This window comes from Sphingobium jiangsuense (assembly GCF_014196495.1).
Taxonomy (GTDB): domain Bacteria; phylum Pseudomonadota; class Alphaproteobacteria; order Sphingomonadales; family Sphingomonadaceae; genus Sphingobium; species Sphingobium jiangsuense.
The window spans coordinates 24470-41484 of sequence record NZ_JACIDT010000020.1 but is presented as its reverse complement, the minus strand read 5'-3'; the positions used below and the strand labels follow the sequence as shown (position 1 = coordinate 41484).

Below are 17015 nucleotides of genomic sequence, written 5' to 3'. Positions count from 1 at the left end.
TATAGCCATGCCATGGTTCTCACACAAGAAGGCATGCATGACCCGGCCCGGCCGGAAGCGGGGGAAGCCATACTCCCGAAAGGCTTAACCGGGGCTGCACCGGAAGGGCGATCTGTGCCGCTTAGGGACAGTTTTGGGCTCAGGGCCACGGAAATTCGTAAATTCTTGCAGTCAACATCGAAAAACAGAGTTAATGACGTTGCGATTAACGCTATATTTCGTGTTTATGGTGATACCCGAAGCGTGGGACAGGGATAAAAGAAGATCATGGCGTAGCGCCATCATCTCAAGTGGGTGAGACGGAAAAATGTCGGTAAGAATGGCACTTGCTAAACTGTGCGCCTATGCATGCGGCGGCGCCATCATCGGCGGCGGCGCGGTTCATGTGGCCGAATCACCCCGCCCGGCGGTCGTCAAATCGACCAAGAGCAAGAAATATGTCGCGCCCCGGAAGCGCATCGTCGCGAAGCGGCCGCAATATACGCCCCGCCCCGTGCCCGTCAGGACGGTGACGACCACGACTCAGCCGGCCCCCGTGCCCGTGCCGATGGCGATGGTCGCCCCGGCGGCGATGCCCGCGCCGGCAACGGGCGGCGGCGCGGCGCCGGTGGTGATCGGCGGCAGCGGCGGCGGCTATATCGGCGGCAGTGGTGGATTTTTCGGCGGCTTCTTCGGCGGCAGCGGCGGCGGTGGCGGGGCCACCGTGGTGATTTCCAGCACCGGCGGGTCGACCAGCACCAGCACCAGCGGCGGATCGACCAGCAGCAGCACGGGTGGCATCTCCTCGACGACCGGGGGCGTTTCCTCCACGTCGAGCACGTCCACCGGCGGCGTCTCCTCCACGACGGGCGGCGTTTCCTCGACCTCCAGCACGTCGACGGGCGGGGTTTCCTCGACATCGAGCACCTCGACCGGGGGCGTCTCCTCGACGTCGAGCACCAGCACCTCCTCGGGCAATGTCAGCTCGACCTCCTCGTCGTCCGGCAATGTCAGTTCGAGCACGTCGACCTCTTCCTCGTCGTCGGGCAATGTGACCTCGTCGTCCTCGACCTCCAGCTCGACCTCTTCCAGTTCGAGCTTCGGCGGATCGACCAGCACGTCGAGCACCTCGACTTCGTCTTCGACATCGACCTCCAGCTCGACCAGTTCCTCGACCTCGTCGAGCACGGGCGGCACCGACGTGCCCGCGCCGCCGATGATCCTGCTGTTCGGCGCGGCGGCCGCGGCGCTGATGGCCCGGCGCCGGTTCACCGCCCGCAACGGGGAAGCGGCGGAGGCCTGAAAGCCGCCATCCGCGACCGGAACAGGAATGAAGGGCGGCCCCACCTGTCGGCGCCGCCCTTCTTCATTTGCGCGCCTTCGCCGTTCCGGCCCTTGCGCCTGCCCGACAGCGGCGGCATAGGCAGCAGGAAAGCTGGTCGGTTTCACAGCCGCCCGGTTTCAAGGCGTCCGGCTCGCGGGCGCCCAGTTCGAAGGACCGGACCACCGCCGCCATGCACGATATTCGCTTCATCCGAGAAAATCCGCAGAGCTTCGACGCAAGCCTCGCCCGGCGCGGGCTGGAGCCGCTTTCCGCCCGGCTGCTGAAGCTGGACGAGGAGCGCCGCACGCTCGCCACCGAATTGCAGCAGAGCCTCGCCAAGCGCAACGAGGCAAGCAAGGCGATCGGCCAGGCGATGGCGCAGAAGGACATGGAAAGGGCCGAGGCGCTGAAGGCCGAGGTCGCCGCGCTCAAGGAAAGCCTGCCCGCGCTGGAGGAGAAGGAAAAGCAGGCGGGCGCCGCGCTGGATGCCGCCCTCGCCGCCATCCCCAACCTGCCCGGCGACGATGTGCCCGAAGGGGCGGACGAAAGCGCCAATGTGGAGGTCAGCCGCTGGGGCACGCCGCGCGATTTCGCCTTCACGCCGCAGGATCATGCCGATTTCGGCCCGGCGCTCGGCCTCGATTTCGAGGCGGCGGCCGCCATTTCCGGCGCGCGCTTCGCGGCGCTGCGCGGCGGTGTCGCCCGGCTGCACCGCGCGCTCGCCCAGTTCATGCTCGACCGCCAGACCGGCGAGAACGGCTATGAGGAGGTGAACCCGCCGCTGCTGGTGCGCGACGCCGCCCTCTACGGCACCGGCCAGCTGCCCAAATTCGCCGAGGATCTGTTCCAGACCACCGACGGGCGCTGGCTCATACCCACCGCCGAGGTGTCGCTGACCAATCTGGTGCGCGAACAGATCGTCGCGGAGGACAGCCTGCCGCTGCGCTTCACCGCGCTGACCCCCTGTTTCCGGTCGGAAGCCGGGTCCGCCGGGCGCGACACGCGCGGCTTCATCCGCCAGCATCAGTTCGAGAAGGTCGAGTTGGTCGCCATCTGCCGCCCGGAAGACTCGGAAGCCGAGCACCAGCGCATGGTGAAGTGCGCCGAGGGCATATTGGAGGCGCTCGCCCTGCCCTATCGCAAGGTTCTGCTATGCACCGGCGACATGGGCTTCGGCGCGCGCAAGACCTATGACCTCGAAGTCTGGCTGCCGAGCCAGCAGACCTATCGCGAGATCAGCTCCGTCTCCAATTGCGGGGATTTCCAGGCGCGACGCATGAACGCCCGCTACCGGCCGGAGGGCGAGAAGGCCACGCGCTTCCTCCATACCCTCAACGGGTCGGGGCTGGCGGTCGGCCGCACGCTGGTCGCCGTGCTGGAAAACTGTCAGAACGAGGACGGCAGCGTCGACATTCCCGCCGCACTGCACCCCTATATGGGCGGCATCACCCGGCTGGAGCCGCGCTGATGCGTATCCTGCTCACCAATGACGATGGCGTCCACGCGCCCGGCCTCAAGGTGCTGGAGGCGATCGCCCGCACCCTGTCCGACGATATCTGGATCGTCGCGCCGTCGGAGGAGCAATCCGGCGCGGGCCACAGCCTCACCCTCACCCGCCCGCTGCGCATCCGCAAGCATGGCGAGCGGCATTACAGCGTCACCGGCACGCCGACCGACGCCGTTATGATGGCGGTCAGCCATCTGATGAAGGACTGCCCGCCCGATCTCGTCCTCTCCGGCGTCAATCGCGGCGCCAACCTGGCCGAGGACGTCACCTATTCCGGCACCGTCTCCGCCGCGATGGAAGGGGCGATTTCGGGCATCCGCTCGATCGCGCTCAGCCAGGTCTATTCGCGCGAGGGCATGGGCAACGACGTCCCCTTCGCCTGCGCGCAGGCCTGGGGGGAGAAGGTGCTGCGCCCGCTGCTCACCGTGCCGCACGACCCGCGCATGCTGGTCAACGTCAATTTCCCCGCCATCGACCCGGACAGGGTGAAGGGCGTGCGCGTGGTGCGCCAGGGCTTTCACACGCCCGGCCGCACCAAGGTGGTGGAAGGCACCGACCCGCGCGGTTTCCGCTATTACTGGTTCGGCCTGGGGCTGAGCGACAGCGCGCCGGAAGGCAGCGATCTGGAGGCGATCCGCGCGGGCTATATCGCGGTGACACCGCTGCATTTCGACCTGACGCACGACCGGTCGATGGCCGCGCTGGAAAAGGCGCTGGGCTGACCCATGCGCCTGAGGATGCCTCGCAGGGATGATTTCTCTCATTTCCTGCAACGGCGCTCCTCGGTGCCGGTGTGGCTCGACCTGCTGGCGCGGGTCGGGGTGATCGTCGCGCTGTTCGGCGTCGTCCTCGTCGTGCACTGGATCTATCGCGACGGCCTGCACGATTCGCTGGACAACCGGATCAGCTTCATCGACGTGCTCTATTTCACCACCGTCACGGTGACGACGGTGGGCTATGGCGACATCGTGCCGGTCAGCCCGGAAGCGCGGTTGTTCGAAACCTTCGTGGTGACGCCGATCCGGCTGATTTTCTGGCTGATCTTTCTCGGCACGGCCTATAGCTTCGTTATCCGCAAATCGCTCTACAGGTGGCGCATGGCCCGCATACAAAGGATGCTTCAGGATCACATCCTCGTCGCCGGTTTCGGCATCAGCGGCAGCGAGGCCGTGAACGAGATGATCGCGCGCGGGGTAGCGCCGGAAAAGATCGTCGTGATCGATCCGTCGCCCTCCCGGCTGGAGGAGGCGGAAAAGCTGGGGTGCAACGTGCTGCGCGGCGATGCGACGCGGGACAGGACGCTGTCCGACGCGCGCATATCGCTGGCCAGCGCGATCATGATCTCGGCCGGGCGCGACGACACCAGCATCCTCATCACCCTGACCGCCCGGCATCTGGCGCCCGGCACGCCGATCAGCGTGGTCGTGCGCAACGAGGATAACGAGATGCTCGCGCGGCAGGCGGGGGCAACGACCGTGATCAACCCGGTCAGCTTCACCGGGCTGCTGCTGGCGGGCAGCGGCGCGGGGCCGCATATCGCCGACTATATCGCCGACCTCGCCTCGTCCGCCGGGCGGGTGCAACTGAACGAGCGGCTCGCCACCGCGGAGGAGGTCGGCAAGCCGCTGGGGGCGATTACATCCGGCCTCGGCGTGCGCATCTATCGCGCCGGGCGGCCGTTCAGCTTCGCGGAACCGGAGGCGCGGGCGCTTCAGGCGGGCGATGTGATCATCGAGATTTTGACCTCCGGCCCGGTGGGCGAGGCGGATCTATGATGGTTCGGACGACATAGCCCAACCGTCATGCTGACCTTGTTTGGCTGTGCTGGCCTTCGGCTCACCATCCATCAAGCCCAACAGACCGACGCTTAATCCGGCGAAATGGACCCTGAACCAAGTTCAGGGTTGACGATAAGGGCAAGGGGCCATTTTAAGCCGAAACCCGCCCTCCATCCCGAAACGCTGTCACGCAATCCCGCCGCGTGACATTTCCCGCGCAAACGGGTATGGGCCACCTCAATCATGGCAACGAAAATCATCCCCCCCGCGCCCAAGGTCGGCATGGTGTCGCTCGGCTGTCCCAAGGCCCTGGTCGACAGCGAGCGCATCCTGACCAAGCTGCGCTCCGACGGCTATCAGATGTCGCCCGACTATGCGGGCGCCGATGTCGTGCTCGTCAACACCTGCGGTTTCCTCGACAGCGCGAAGGAGGAAAGCCTGGAGGCGATCGGCGAGGCGATCGCCGAGAACGGCCGCGTCATCGTCACCGGCTGCATGGGGAACGAGGCCGACGTCATCCGCGCCCGCTTCCCTCAGGTGCTCGCCGTCACCGGCGCGCATCAATATGAGGCGGTGGTGAACGCGGTGCATGAGGCATCGCCGCCGGTGCCCAATGCCTTCGTCGATCTGGTGCCCGAAGGCGGGCTGAAGCTGACGCCGCGCCATTACAGCTATCTGAAGATTTCGGAGGGCTGCAACCATCGCTGCTCCTTCTGCATCATCCCGTCAATCCGGGGCGACCTCGTGTCCCGCCGCATCGACGCGGTGCTGCGCGAGGCGGAAAAGCTGGTCCACGCGGGTACGCGGGAACTGCTGGTCATCAGTCAGGATACGTCCGCCTATGGGGTCGACGTGCGCCACGAGCCGCGCCAGTGGAAGGGCGCGGAAATCCGCACCCATATGACCGACCTCGCCCGCGCGCTCGGCGACCTCGGCGTGTGGACGCGGCTGCATTATGTCTATCCCTATCCGCATGTGGATCAGGTGATCCCGCTGATGGCGGAAGGGAAGCTGACGCCCTATCTCGACATTCCGTTCCAGCATGCCAGCCCGAAGGTGCTGAAGGCGATGAAGCGCCCGGCCAACGACGCCAAGGTGCTGGACCGCATTCGGGGCTGGCGGGATATCTGCCCGGATATCGCGATCCGCTCCTCCTTCGTCGTCGGCTTCCCCGGCGAAACGGAGGAGGATTTCCAGTATCTGCTCGACTGGCTGGACGAGGCGCAGCTCGACCGCGTCGGCGCCTTCCGCTTCGAGCCGGTCGAGGGCGCCGCCGCCAACGCCCTGCCCGACCCGGTGCCGGAGGAGGTGAAGGAAGAGCGCTACGCCCGCATCATGGAGAAAACCGCCGCGATCAGCGCCGCCCGCCTGCAGGCGAAGGTCGGCCGCACGCTGCCCGTCATCGTCGACGAGGTGGGCGAGATGGACGAGGACGGCAGCATCGGCGCCACCGCCCGCTCTCAGGCCGACGCGCCGGAGATCGACGGCAATGTGTTCCTGCGCGACGTGCAGATCGGGCGGGCCGACCTGAAGCCCGGCGACATCCTCGACGTGCTGATCGAGGATGCCGACGAGCATGACCTTTACGGCGTGCCGGTCGAGAACCAGCCGCGATAGGGCTGCTTCACCGCCTCCAGCATCGCCGGGGTGACGGGCAGGTCTATCTCATAGCTGCCTTCCGCATAGGGGCCGGCGACATAGGGCCCGATCACCACGCGTATCGCGTCGAGCACCTTGCCGTTGCGGGACAGGGGCAGGATTTCCTGCTCCGCCATGATCGGGCACTGGTTGAATTCGGCGATGCCGTCCTTCGCATCGGGATCGACCGGCTCGCCGCGCTTTTCCGCGCGTTGCCGGTCCAGTTCCGCGCAGAATGCCGGGCGCGCCGCCGCCGTCAGCTTCGCCTTGTCGAGCACGTCCGCCGTGCCCAGCCGCTTGCCCGCCTTGCGATCCCAGATCAGCGAGGTGACGAACGGCATGCCGTGCGCGCCGCCGGTATAGCTGTATCCGCTGCTTTCCAGCACCAGCACGCCGGGCAGGTCGGCGACGCTTTCCCACTGCTGCGCGAAGCTGTAGCGGCGGAACGGATAGCCGTCGCTCTTCGCCGCCTTGCGCCCTTCCTCCGCCTCGGCCAGCGCCTTGCGGTACTGGTCCTCCGCATGGGCGCGCAGCCAGGCATCGAGCGGGCCGACCGCCGCCGCAGCGCCGGGCCAGCCATAGTCGAATTCCAGCGCCTCATCGCCGCGCTTTATCGCCACGTCCTGCCCGCCGGCGCCCTGCGAAGTCGGGGCGGCGGCGGGCATGTCCGCCGCGTTGGTTGCGGGCGCCGCGCCATTGCCGGTCGCGGGAGCGGCGTCCTTCTGCGCCGGGGAACAGGCGCACATTGTCAGCAGCGCCATTCCCGCCAGATATGTCCTCATGATGATTTGCCCCCCTTCTCGCGGACGGGGCGGCAGGACGCCGCCCCGGCTTGCCTTATACAGGCTTCAGTGCGCGCTGGCACGCGCCGCGCGGCAGCGTTCCTCGACCGCCTGCATCACATAGTCGCTGTGCATCACGCGGCGGGCATTGGGCCAGCCTTCGCCGATCAGCGCGCGCTCCACGTCGCGCACCGCCTCGAACTTGCCGCTTTCGGCAAGCTTGTAGGCCCGCTCGCGGATGGCGCGATCGCCCTTGTTGTCGGCAATATGCATTGTCCTTCTCCTGTGCTGTGGATCCCTCCCCGCCTCAACGAACCGGCGCTCCGCAGGTTGCATGAACGGCCGCCGGAAAAGCGCACTTTGCCGCCGCGACGCTTTGCCCTAAGGAGGATGGATGAGCGATTATGCCGATCTGTTGAAGGCCGACACCGGCCAGCCCGCCCATGACATCCACATCGTCGACGCCGACAGCTATGAAGGCTGGCTCGCGGCCCAGCCCGAACGAGTGCGCACGGCGCTGGCCGCGCAGCGGTACCGGGCCAAGCCCTATGCCCATGCGATCCTGCCGGGGGAAAAGGCGGAGGACTGGGCGGCCGTCACCACCGTCGCCAATGCCGCCTCGCTGTCGAGCTGGTGCCTTGCGAAGCTGGCGGAGGTCCTGCCCGCGGGCACCTACCGCCTCGCCGATGGCGGCGATATCGGTCCGGCAGGGCTGGGCTGGCTGACCGCGCACTACCGCTTCGACCGCTACCGCTCCGCGCCGGAGGACGCCGCCATCGGCCCGCGCGTGCTGCTGACCGGCGACGTCGCGCGGATCGAGCAGACGGTACGCCTCGCCGGGGCGGTGCATCTGGTGCGCGATCTCGTCAACACGCCCACCGCCGACATGGGGCCGCCCGATCTGGAAAAGGCCGCCGAAGCCGTCGCCCGGCGCCATGACGCCACCTTCACCGTGACGCGCGGCGACGCGCTGGAGCAGGGTTATCCGATGATCCACGCGGTCGGGCGCGCTGCCCATCGCGATTATGCGCCCCGCCTCATCGAGCTGACATGGGGCCATGCCGATCATCCGCGCATCGCGCTGATCGGCAAGGGCGTCTGCTTCGACAGCGGCGGCCTCGATATCAAGCCGTCCTCGGCGATGCGGCTGATGAAGAAGGATATGGGCGGCGCGGCGCATGCGCTGGCGTTGGCGGAGCTGGTGATGGCCAGCGCCCTGCCCGTGCGCCTCCACCTGCTGATCCCGGCGGTCGAAAATGCGATATCCGGCAACGCCTTCCGCCCCGGCGACGTGCTGGCGAGCCGCAAGGGCCTGCATGTCGAGATCGGCAATACCGACGCCGAGGGGCGGCTGGTGCTGGGCGACGCGCTGACCCGCGCGGGCGAGGAGAAGCCGGAGCTGATCCTCGATTTCGCGACGCTGACGGGCGCGGCGCGCGTGGCGCTGGGGCCGGACCTGCCCGCGCTTTTCGCCAATGACGACGACCTCGCCCGCAGGCTGGTCGAGCTGGGGCGCAAGGCGGACGATCCGGTCTGGCAGCTGCCGCTCTGGACCGGCTATGCCGACATGCTGAAATCGGACATCGCCGATGTCGCCAATGCGGGCGAAGGCGGCTTTGCCGGGGCGATCACCGCCGCGCTGTTCCTGCAGAAATTCGTCGGAGAAGGCGCGCTCTGGGCGCATTTCGACACCTTCGCCTGGCGTCCCTCGGCCAAGCCAGGCCGCCCCAAGGGCGGCGAGGCGCTGGGCCTGCGCGCGGCCTTCGCACTGTTGCAGGAACGCTACCCCCGGCCATGAAAATGCGGCCACCGGCAAGGGCGGGCGCGTGAAAGCGGGGATTCCGGAGGGACTTTGCGTGGCAGGGCCGCGCGAAACCCTTGACGATCCGTTTCATTCATCGCAGGGGCGTGCGATGCACGCCACGACGAAAAATTCCGGCCGGACGGCCGACACCCGCATATGCTTTCGCCTGAAGGGCCGCTCGATCGAGCTGGACCGCAGGATCCATGCCGTGCGCGGCGATCTTGCCGATATCAGCCTCGCCGGGCTGCTGTTCGCGCCCCATTATGCCAAGGCCCAGCCGATGCACTGCCTCGCCCCGGCCGCCTTCCTGCGGGACGCCCCTTCCGCCGATGCCACGGCGGTCAGCCAGCTGTTGCAGGGCGAAGGCTTCCACCTGCTCGACGTGACCGGCGACTGGGCCTGGGGCTTTTGCGAGCATGACGGCTATGTCGGCTATGTCGAGCGCGCCGCGCTGGCGACCGAATTGCTGGCCGCCACGCACAAGGTGACGGCCCGGTCCGCGCCGGTCTTTGCGAAGGCCGACATCAAGGCGCCGGTGACAGGCATGCTTTCGGCGGGCGCGCGCATCGCGGGCGCAGTCGAGGGGGATTTCGTGCTGACGGCGGAAGGCGCGGTCCACCTGCGCCATGTCGCCCCGGTCGAGGAGTGCGCGACAGATTGGGTCGCGGTGGCGCAGGGCCAGCTCGGCCAGCCCTATGTCTGGGGCGGGCGCGGCCATGGCGGCATCGACTGCTCCGGCCTCGTCCAGCTGTCGCTGGGGCTGGCGGGCGTCCGCATGCCGCGCGACACCGACCTGCAACGCGAAAGCCTCGGCGCGCCGATCGGCGAGGGCGAGGAGCTGCGACGAGGGGACCTCATCTTCTTCCCCGGCCATGTCGGCATCATGCTGGATGGGGAGACGCTGCTGCACGCCAATGCCTGGTGGATGAGCACGGTGGCGGAGCCCCTTGCGGACGTGATCGACAGGCTGAAGCCCGACCATGAACAGCCGGTGCTGGCCCGGCGCAGGATCGACCTATGACCCATGCTATTTTCATCGACGGTGCCGCGGGCACCACCGGCCTCGAAATCCGGGAACGGCTGGAAGGCCGCGCGGAATTCTCGCTGATCCTGCTGGACGAGGCGCAGCGCAAGGATGCCGCCGCGCGCGCGCAGGCGATCAACGACGCCGATGTCGTCATCCTCTGCCTGCCCGACGATGCCGCGCGCGAGGCCGTGTCGCTGATCGCCAGCGACCGCACGCGGGTGATCGACGCGTCGACCGCGCATCGCGTCGCGCCGGGCTGGACCTACGGCTTCCCGGAACTGGTCGGGCGCGAGACGGTGGCCGCCTCCAAAAGGGTGAGCAACCCCGGATGCTACCCCACCGGCTTTCTCGCGCTGGTCGGGCCGCTGGTGCGCGCCGGGCTGATCCCGGCCGACTGGCCGCTCAGCGTCAATGCGGTGTCGGGCTATTCGGGCGGCGGCAAGGGCATGATCGCCGATTATGAAGGCGAAAAGGCCGGTTCCGCTCCCTCGTGGATGACCTACGGGCTGACGCTCGCGCACAAGCATGTGCCGGAAATGACGCAGCATGCCGGGCTTTCCATCGCGCCGATCTTCGCGCCCTCGGTCGCCAACATGCTGCGCGGCATGATCGTGGAAGTGCCGCTGCCGCTCGCCGCCCTGCCGGGCAGGCCCTCGGCGAAGCAGGTGCGCGATGTGCTGGAGGCCGCCTATCGGGACTCGTCCGTGGTGCGCGTGGTCGGGGATTATGCGCAGGCCAATCTGCCGCTGGAGCGCAAATCCGGCACCGACGGCATGGACCTGTTCCTGTTCGCGAGCGCGGACGGGGCGCAGGCGCGCCTGGTGGCGGCGCTCGACAATCTGGGCAAGGGCGCGTCGGGCGCGGCGGTGCAGAACCTCAACCTGCTATGCGGCCTCGACGAAACCGCCGGGCTGAAGCTCTGATCCCCTGAAAACCGGAAAGGGCGCGCGACCGGATCGCGCGCCCTTTCGCGTTCGTCTTTTGCCTCAGTGAACCGACCCCGTCGGGCATTCCACCGTCATCTGGACGATCAGCCGCTCTATCTGGCGCCAGTGGCAGAAATGGACATGGTTGCCCAGATCCCGGCTGCGATCGGCGCGCAGCGCCGCCTCATAGCCCGCATTGGCGCCGAAATGCTCGATCAGCCGCGCGGCGTCCTCAAACCCCTTGCGCCCACCCATATATGGTAACTGCATTATTCCCGCCCTGCCCGCTGTTGTGCTGTTGCCCGTGGAAGGTACAACAGCCGTGCCAGTTTCCTTCCCGCCCGCGAAACCGCCCGGCGCGAAGGTCAACGCCGCATTAGGCAAATACCAGATCGGGACAATTGTGTGCTGGCGGGACGGGCCGCGTCCCGATATGAGGCATGGCTGGCGACGCCATCCCTTAACGGCCATGATGCAGAGACAATCGATGAACGGACAATCCCCAAGACAATCGCCGGGCAGCGCGGGCGGAGTTTTCATTGCCATCCTCGCCCTTGCGGGCGTATTCATAGGCGGGTTTCAGGGACAGCCGACGATCGGCCTGCTGGGCGGCCTCGCGCTGGGCGGGCTCGTCGCGCTGGCCTTGTGGTGGAGGCAGCGCCCGCGATAGGGCGCGGGGCGATCCGGCCGATGGCGGGTTGCCCTCGATCCAATAGCCGGTCATGCTGAAGCGGGCCCCTATCTTGTTCTGGAAAACGGACATTCGATGAAAAAACATATCCTTGCCCTGTCTCTCATCTTCATCCTGATCGGCGCCGGAGCCGTCTATTGGCTGACGCGGCCCGATGTCGCGCGCCTCGCCGCCGGGCAGGATGTCGGCAGGGAGCCGGTGTTCACGCCCGCCCGGCCGCAATGGATACCGACCGTCGCGGTGGCCAGGGCCGTGGGCTGGCCCGCCGGCAAGGCGCCCGTCGCCGCGCAGGGCCTCTCCGTCGCGCCCTTCGCCGAGGGGCTGGAGCATCCCCGCTCCATGCTGCGCCTGCCCAATGGCGACATATTGGTCGCGGAAACCAACAGCCCGCCCCGGCCCGGAACCGGCATCGTCGGCCGGGTGATGAACCATTTCATGAACAAGGCGGGCGCGGACGTGCCATCCGCCAACCGCATCACCCTGCTGCGCGACGCCGACAAGGACGGCAAGGCGGAGGTCAAAACGGCCTTTCTCACCGGCCTCAATTCGCCCTATGGCATGGCGCTGGTCGGCGACACGCTCTATGTCGCCAATACCGACGCGGTGATGGCCTTCCCCTATAAGGAAGGCGAAACGAAAATCGCGGACAAGGGGCGCAAGGTCATCTCCCTGCCCCATGGCGCGCCCAATAGGCACTGGACGCGCAACCTGATCGCCAGCCCGGACGGCAGGCTGCTCTATGTCGCGATCGGCTCCAACAGCAATGTCGCCGAAGGAGGGCTGGAAACCGAAACCAACCGCGCCGCGATCATCGAGGTCAACCTGGAAACCGGCGACAACCGCGTGTTCGCCTCCGGCCTGCGCAACCCGGTCGGCATGGCGTGGAACCCGGTGACGGGCGCGCTCTGGGCGGTGGTGAACGAGCGGGACGGCCTCGGCTCCGACCTGGTGCCCGATTTCCTGACGCGCGTGGAATTCGGCGGCTTCTACGGCTGGCCGTGGAATTACTGGGGCGGCTATGAGGACAAGCGCGTCGAGCCCGGCCGCCCGGAACTGCGCGAATATACCCATCGCCCCGATTATGCGCTGGGCAACCACGTCGCCCCGCTGGGCCTCGCCTTCGCAACGGCATCGAAGCTGGGGGCGCCGTTCGAGCAGGGCGCGTTCGTCGGCCTGCACGGCAGCTGGAACCGCGTGCCCGCCGCCGGGTACAAGGTGGTGTTCGTGCCGTTCGACGCCAAGGGCGTGCCGCAGGGCAAGCCGGTCGACGTGCTGGGCGGCTTCCTGTCGCCGGACAATGAGGCCTATGGCCGCCCCGTCGACGTGCTGGTCGACGCCGAAGGCGCGCTGCTGGTCAGCGACGATGTCGGAGGCCGCATCTGGCGCGTCAGCCGGAAATAGGCGGCGAGAATTTGGAAGGAAGAGGCCGCCCGGTGATGGCGCCCTTTTTTGTGGGACGGATTGGCTGCAAGGGGCTGGTTTGGGTGGTTGGCAGCCTTTCCGCCCTTCGTCACCCCAGCGCAGGCTGGGGTCGTAAGCCACGTCGCGCGCCCCCTCCGGAGATGCCAGCCTGCGCTGGCATGACGCGTCGGGAAGGGCAGGAATTGGCCGAAACCAGCCGCCGCATAACAGCCGCCTCTCACTCCCCCCGGCGGATGGAGCGGCCTTCGCGGCCGGCCAGTTCCGTCACATATTGCCAGGCGACGCGGCCAGAGCGGCTGCCGCGCACCGTCGCCCAGTAGACCGCGTCCTTGCCGTCGAACGGCAGGCCATAATGGCGGGCATAGCCTTCCACCACCGCCAGATAGGTGTCCTGGTCCATCGCGTGAAAGCCGAGCGAGAGGCCGAAACGATCCGACAGCGCCAGCTTGTCGTCCACCACGTCGCGCTTGTTGATCGGGTCGTCCTGCTCGCTCATGTGGCGCGAGACGATGTGGCGGCGGTTGGAGGTGACGTAGAGGCGCACATTGGCCGGGCGGGCGCTCGCCCCGCCGTCGAGCAGGGATCGCAGCATGCGCGCGGTGTCCCCGGCCGCGCCCTCGTCGAAGGAGAGATCGTCGATGAACAGGATGAAGGGCCTTCCCGCCCCGCGCAGCAGGCGAAACAGCACCGGCAGGCTGGCGAGCTGATCCGCGCTGCATTGCATCAGCGCGATGTCGGCGCCTTCGCGGCGCAGCTTGCCGACCACCGCCGACACGCTTGCCGACTTGCCGGTGCCGCGCGATCCCCAGAGCAGCACGTCATGCGCCGGATGCCCCGCCATGTGCCGCCGCGTATTTTCGAGCAGCATGTCCTTCTGCGCGTCGATGCCGGACAGCAGGTCGAAATCGGCGGGCGCGAAATCCTCCACCGCATGGGCGGTGCGGCCGTCCCAATAATAGGCCGGATGCGCGGTCAGATCGGCGATCGGGGCGGCGGGGGGGGCAAGACGCTCCAGCGCCTCGGCGATGCGGGTGAGCAATTCTTCGGTCATGCGCGGCGGTCTAGCATTTTTCCCCGCCGTGGAAACGGGACGATTCGAAAAAATGCGGGCCGGTTATGTCCTTTGGTGAGCAGGTTGCGGTGGGAGAGTGCTTCCGGTCGGTCAGAATATTAACATAAGAAACCGTTCGGGCTGTTGAGCGAGTCACTCGCCTCGCTTCAATGTCGAAGCCCCGTCCTTCTTTCTTGCCCCAAGAAAAGCAGCCGTTGGACTCCGCCCGCCCTTCGGGTCGACAAGCTCAGGGCAAACGGGGTGAGGATAAACAATAACCACATAAAATTTATCCGTCATGCCAGCGCAGGCTGGCATCTCCGGAGGGCGCGCGCGACATCGCTTACGACCCCAGCCTGCGCTGGGGTGACGGTAAAGGCGAAGGTCCGTTAACCATCCAGTCCGGTCTTCCGCGCAAGGATATGATCGCGCAAAAACACTGTCCAAAAATACGGACAAACGGGAAAATCCGCCCCGGCCCTTTTTCCCGCGCCCGTCGCGCGATATAGCGCAGGCGATGGATGCCACCGCCCCCGCCCCTTCCCCGTTCCGCACGATCGCCCTGCCCTATGGCGAGGAGGCGCTGGAGCAGGCAGCGCGATGGATCGCGCAGGGCCAGCCCGTCGCCGTGCCGACCGAGACGGTCTACGGCCTCGCCGCCAATGCCCGCGATTCCGATGCGGTCGCCGCCATCTACGCCGCCAAGAGACGGCCCAGCTTCAATCCGCTGATCGTCCATGTCGACGGCCTCGCCATGGCGGAGCGGCTCGCCCGGTTCGATCCGGTCGCGCGCAAGCTCGCCTCGGCCTTCTGGCCGGGGCCGCTGACGATGGTGCTGCCCGTGCGGGAGGATGCCGGATTGTCGCCGCTGGTGATGGCGGGCCTGCCCACGGTCGCGCTGCGCCTGCCCGCCCACCGCGCGATGCAGGCGCTGATCGCGCGCGCCGGGACGCCGCTCGCCGCGCCCTCGGCCAACCGCAGCGGCGCGATCAGCCCGACCAGCGCGGCGCATGTCGCCGCGAGCCTCGGCGGCCGCATCCCGTTCATCCTCGACGATGGCCCGACCACGCAGGGGCTGGAATCCACGATCGTCGCGCCCGAAGCCGGTCGCATCCGCCTGCTCCGGCCCGGCCCGGTCACCCCGCGGATGCTGGAGAAAGCAAGCGGCCTGCCCGTCGTCGCCGCGCAAGGCGGGTCGATCGAGGCCCCCGGCCAGCTCGGCAGCCATTATGCGCCTTCCAAGCCAGTGCGCCTGTATGCGACGGAAGCGCAGGCGGACGAATATCTGGTCGGCTTCGGTCCCGTTCCGGGCGCGATCAGCCTTTCCGAAAGCGGCGATCTGGTGGAGGCGGCGGCCAACCTCTTCGCGGCGCTCCATATCGCCGACGCTTCATCGCTCCCCCGCGTCGCCGTCGCGCCGGTGCCGGAGGACGGCATCGGCCTTGCGATCAACGACCGGCTGCGGCGCGCGGCGGCGTAAGCGCGTAAGCAGCCTCAGCAGTCCTTGCGGCCCTGCTTGCGGCATGCCTTGCGCTGGCGCTCCTCTTCCTTGCGCATTTCGCGGCCACGGTTGCGGTCGGCCTCGTCCTGGCTGGTGGTGGCCCAGTCCGCCGCCTGCGATCCGGCGCGGACGGGGACCGTGGCCACGTTCCACGCAGTCTTGGCAACACAGCCGGACAGCAGCAGCGCCGCGATGGGAAGCATGGTTCGAAATATCATGACTGCCTCATAATATTATTTTACGATACTGTACGCGGACAAGATGGTACGAAAGCCATCCTGTTCCGAAAAGGATCGGCCATAGGGGGAATGAGGATATGGCAAATATCAATCGCGGGGTAGCCGAATTCTTCGGCACGTTCTGGCTCGTTTTCGGCGGCTGCGGCAGCGCGGTCTATGCGGCGACCGTTCCCGATGTCGGCATAGGGTTTCTCGGCGTCGCGCTGGCCTTCGGCCTTACCGTCGTGACCATGGCCTATGCGGTGGGCCATATTTCCGGCGCCCATTTCAACCCGGCCGTGACCGTGGGCCTGTGGGCGGGCGGGCGCTTTCCGGCAAAGGACGTTCCGCTCTATATCATCGCGCAGGTGCTGGGCGGCATAGCGGCGGCCTATGTGCTGTACGTCATCGCCGTGGGCGCGCCCGATTATGCGCTCGCCGCCAACGGCCTTGCCGCCAACGGCTATGGCGACGGGTCGCCGGGCGGCTATTCGCTGACCGCGGCGTTCATCGCCGAAGCGCTGCTGACCTTCTTCTTCCTGATCATCATCATGGGCGCGACCAGCAAGCGCGCGCCCGCCGGCTTCGCGCCGCTGGCCATCGGCCTGACGCTGACGCTCATCCACCTCATCTCGATCCCGATCACCAACACGTCGGTCAACCCCGCCCGCGCGACCGGCCCGGCGCTGGTCGAAGGCGGCCTTGCGCTGCAACAGCTCTGGCTGTTCTGGGTTGCGCCGATCCTCGGCGGCGGCGTGGGCGGGCTGGTGTTCCACTGGCTGAACGGCGGGGAAGATTGACCTTCCGGTCGGGCGCCTGATCTTCAGGCGCCCAGCCTTTCGGCGAACTTCGCCTTCAGCTTGTGCAGCTTGGGCGGGATCACCGCCATGCAATAGGGATTACGGTCGCCCATGCGGTTCCAGTAATCCTGATGATAGCTTTCCGCCGGATACCATGGGCCGAGCGGTTCGATCGCGGTGACGATCGGGTCGGCATGGTCGGCCTGCGCGCGGGCGATCGCGGCCCTTGCCTCTTCCTCTTGCGCGGCGTCGTGTGGAAAGATGGCGGAGCGATATTGCGTCCCCACGTCATTGCCTTGCCGGTTGAGGCTCGTCGGGTCATGGGTGGCGAAGAATATGTCCAGCAGGTCGCCATAGGAGATCACATCGAGATCGAAGCCGATGCGGATCGCCTCGGCATGGCCGGTGGCGCCGGAACAGACCTCCTCATAGGTCGGGTCGGGCTTCGCGCCGCCGATATAGCCGCTTTCGACGCTGCCTACCCCCGCCAGCTGCAAGAACACCGCCTCGGTGCACCAGAAACACCCGCCCGCCAGGGTCGCCCATTGCTGTTCGGCCATGTCTGCC

General features: G+C 67.3%; 18 protein-coding genes. 10 read left to right on the top strand and 8 right to left on the bottom strand.

All coding sequences use genetic code 11. The features are described from left to right. Window positions 1–633: 633 nt before the first annotated feature. Entirely contained in the window at window positions 634–1326 is a 693-nt protein-coding gene (locus tag GGR43_RS19515; protein WP_246343933.1) for a hypothetical protein, read from the bottom strand. Between the two features lie 167 nt (window positions 1327–1493). On the opposite strand from GGR43_RS19515, the gene serS reads away from it, so the two are divergent. The 4 genes from serS (at window position 1494) to rimO (ending at window position 6205) form a co-directional block, all read left to right on the top strand. Then, window positions 1494–2771: a serine--tRNA ligase gene (serS, locus tag GGR43_RS19510; protein WP_188073486.1), complete on the top strand. Its 1278-nt coding sequence runs from the start codon at window positions 1494–1496 to the stop codon at window positions 2769–2771. Beyond that, the gene (gene surE / locus GGR43_RS19505) at window positions 2771–3532 is read left to right on the top strand and encodes a 5'/3'-nucleotidase SurE (RefSeq protein WP_188073485.1); all 762 of its coding nucleotides are present in this window, start codon (window positions 2771–2773) and stop codon (window positions 3530–3532) included. Before serS ends, surE begins: the two co-directional genes overlap by 1 nt. A 15-nt stretch (window positions 3533–3547) precedes the next feature. Continuing rightward, window positions 3548–4585 (top strand): potassium channel family protein, encoded by a 1038-nt coding sequence (locus GGR43_RS19500; RefSeq protein WP_246343932.1) that lies wholly within the window; start codon window positions 3548–3550, stop codon window positions 4583–4585. A 246-nt stretch (window positions 4586–4831) separates the two neighbouring features. After that, complete coding sequence (gene rimO / locus GGR43_RS19495; RefSeq protein ID WP_188073483.1) at window positions 4832–6205, top strand: 30S ribosomal protein S12 methylthiotransferase RimO; 1374 nt, start codon at window positions 4832–4834, stop codon at window positions 6203–6205. Here rimO and GGR43_RS19490 read toward each other — a convergent pair. Together GGR43_RS19490 and GGR43_RS19485 are read right to left on the bottom strand one after the other, a co-directional pair. Continuing rightward, a complete protein-coding gene (locus GGR43_RS19490; protein ID WP_188073482.1) occupies window positions 6172–7008 on the bottom strand; it encodes a PdaC/SigV domain-containing protein in 837 nt (278 codons plus the stop codon). The two genes, rimO and GGR43_RS19490, sit on opposite strands and share 34 nt — an antisense overlap. A gap of 66 nt (window positions 7009–7074) precedes the next feature. Further along, entirely contained in the window at window positions 7075–7281 is a 207-nt protein-coding gene (locus tag GGR43_RS19485) for a hypothetical protein (RefSeq protein ID WP_188073481.1), read from the bottom strand. 121 nt (window positions 7282–7402) lie between these two features. Here GGR43_RS19485 and GGR43_RS19480 point away from each other — a divergent pair, with 121 nt between their 5' ends. The 3 genes from GGR43_RS19480 to argC all read left to right on the top strand — a co-directional run bounded on the left by GGR43_RS19480 (window position 7403) and on the right by argC (window position 10762). Further along, on the top strand, window positions 7403–8806 hold the full coding sequence (locus GGR43_RS19480; RefSeq protein WP_188073480.1) for a leucyl aminopeptidase family protein: 1404 nt from the start codon (window positions 7403–7405) through the stop codon (window positions 8804–8806). A 115-nt stretch (window positions 8807–8921) separates the two neighbouring features. After that, on the top strand, window positions 8922–9833 hold the full coding sequence (locus GGR43_RS19475; protein WP_188073479.1) for a C40 family peptidase: 912 nt from the start codon (window positions 8922–8924) through the stop codon (window positions 9831–9833). Further along, window positions 9830–10762 carry an N-acetyl-gamma-glutamyl-phosphate reductase gene (gene argC, locus GGR43_RS19470; RefSeq protein WP_188073478.1) on the top strand — a complete coding sequence of 311 codons (933 nt, stop codon included), beginning with the start codon at window positions 9830–9832 and terminating at the stop codon, window positions 10760–10762. Before GGR43_RS19475 ends, argC begins: the two co-directional genes overlap by 4 nt. Before the next feature lie 63 nt (window positions 10763–10825). On the opposite strand, the gene GGR43_RS19465 is transcribed toward argC, so the two are convergent. After that, window positions 10826–11035, bottom strand: a complete 210-nt coding sequence (locus GGR43_RS19465) for a hypothetical protein (RefSeq protein ID WP_188073477.1) — start codon at window positions 11033–11035, stop codon at window positions 10826–10828. A 190-nt stretch (window positions 11036–11225) separates the two neighbouring features. Then, entirely contained in the window at window positions 11226–11489 is a 264-nt protein-coding gene (locus GGR43_RS19460) for a hypothetical protein (protein WP_188073476.1), read from the bottom strand. Window positions 11490–11531: 42 nt separating this feature from the next. Between GGR43_RS19460 and GGR43_RS19455 the strand changes: the two genes are divergently transcribed. After that, window positions 11532–12857, top strand: a complete 1326-nt coding sequence (locus GGR43_RS19455; protein ID WP_188073475.1) for a PQQ-dependent sugar dehydrogenase — start codon at window positions 11532–11534, stop codon at window positions 12855–12857. A 238-nt stretch (window positions 12858–13095) separates the two neighbouring features. Here GGR43_RS19455 and GGR43_RS19450 read toward each other — a convergent pair whose 3' ends face one another. Further along, entirely contained in the window at window positions 13096–13929 is an 834-nt protein-coding gene (locus GGR43_RS19450) for an ATP-binding protein (RefSeq protein ID WP_188073474.1), read from the bottom strand. Between the two features lie 517 nt (window positions 13930–14446). On the opposite strand from GGR43_RS19450, the gene GGR43_RS19445 reads away from it, so the two are divergent. Beyond that, on the top strand, window positions 14447–15409 hold the full coding sequence (locus GGR43_RS19445) for an L-threonylcarbamoyladenylate synthase (RefSeq protein ID WP_188073473.1): 963 nt from the start codon (window positions 14447–14449) through the stop codon (window positions 15407–15409). A gap of 14 nt (window positions 15410–15423) precedes the next feature. On the opposite strand, the gene GGR43_RS19440 is transcribed toward GGR43_RS19445, so the two are convergent. Then, window positions 15424–15648 (bottom strand): hypothetical protein, encoded by a 225-nt coding sequence (locus GGR43_RS19440; protein WP_188073472.1) that lies wholly within the window; start codon window positions 15646–15648, stop codon window positions 15424–15426. A 98-nt stretch (window positions 15649–15746) separates the two neighbouring features. Here GGR43_RS19440 and aqpZ point away from each other — a divergent pair, with 98 nt between their 5' ends. Further along, window positions 15747–16448, top strand: coding sequence for an aquaporin Z (aqpZ, locus tag GGR43_RS19435; protein ID WP_188073471.1), 702 nt, complete (start codon window positions 15747–15749; stop codon window positions 16446–16448). A 23-nt stretch (window positions 16449–16471) separates the two neighbouring features. On the opposite strand, the gene msrA is transcribed toward aqpZ, so the two are convergent. Beyond that, window positions 16472–17008, bottom strand: a complete 537-nt coding sequence (gene msrA, locus GGR43_RS19430) for a peptide-methionine (S)-S-oxide reductase MsrA (RefSeq protein WP_188073470.1) — start codon at window positions 17006–17008, stop codon at window positions 16472–16474. Window positions 17009–17015: the final 7 nt, after the last annotated feature.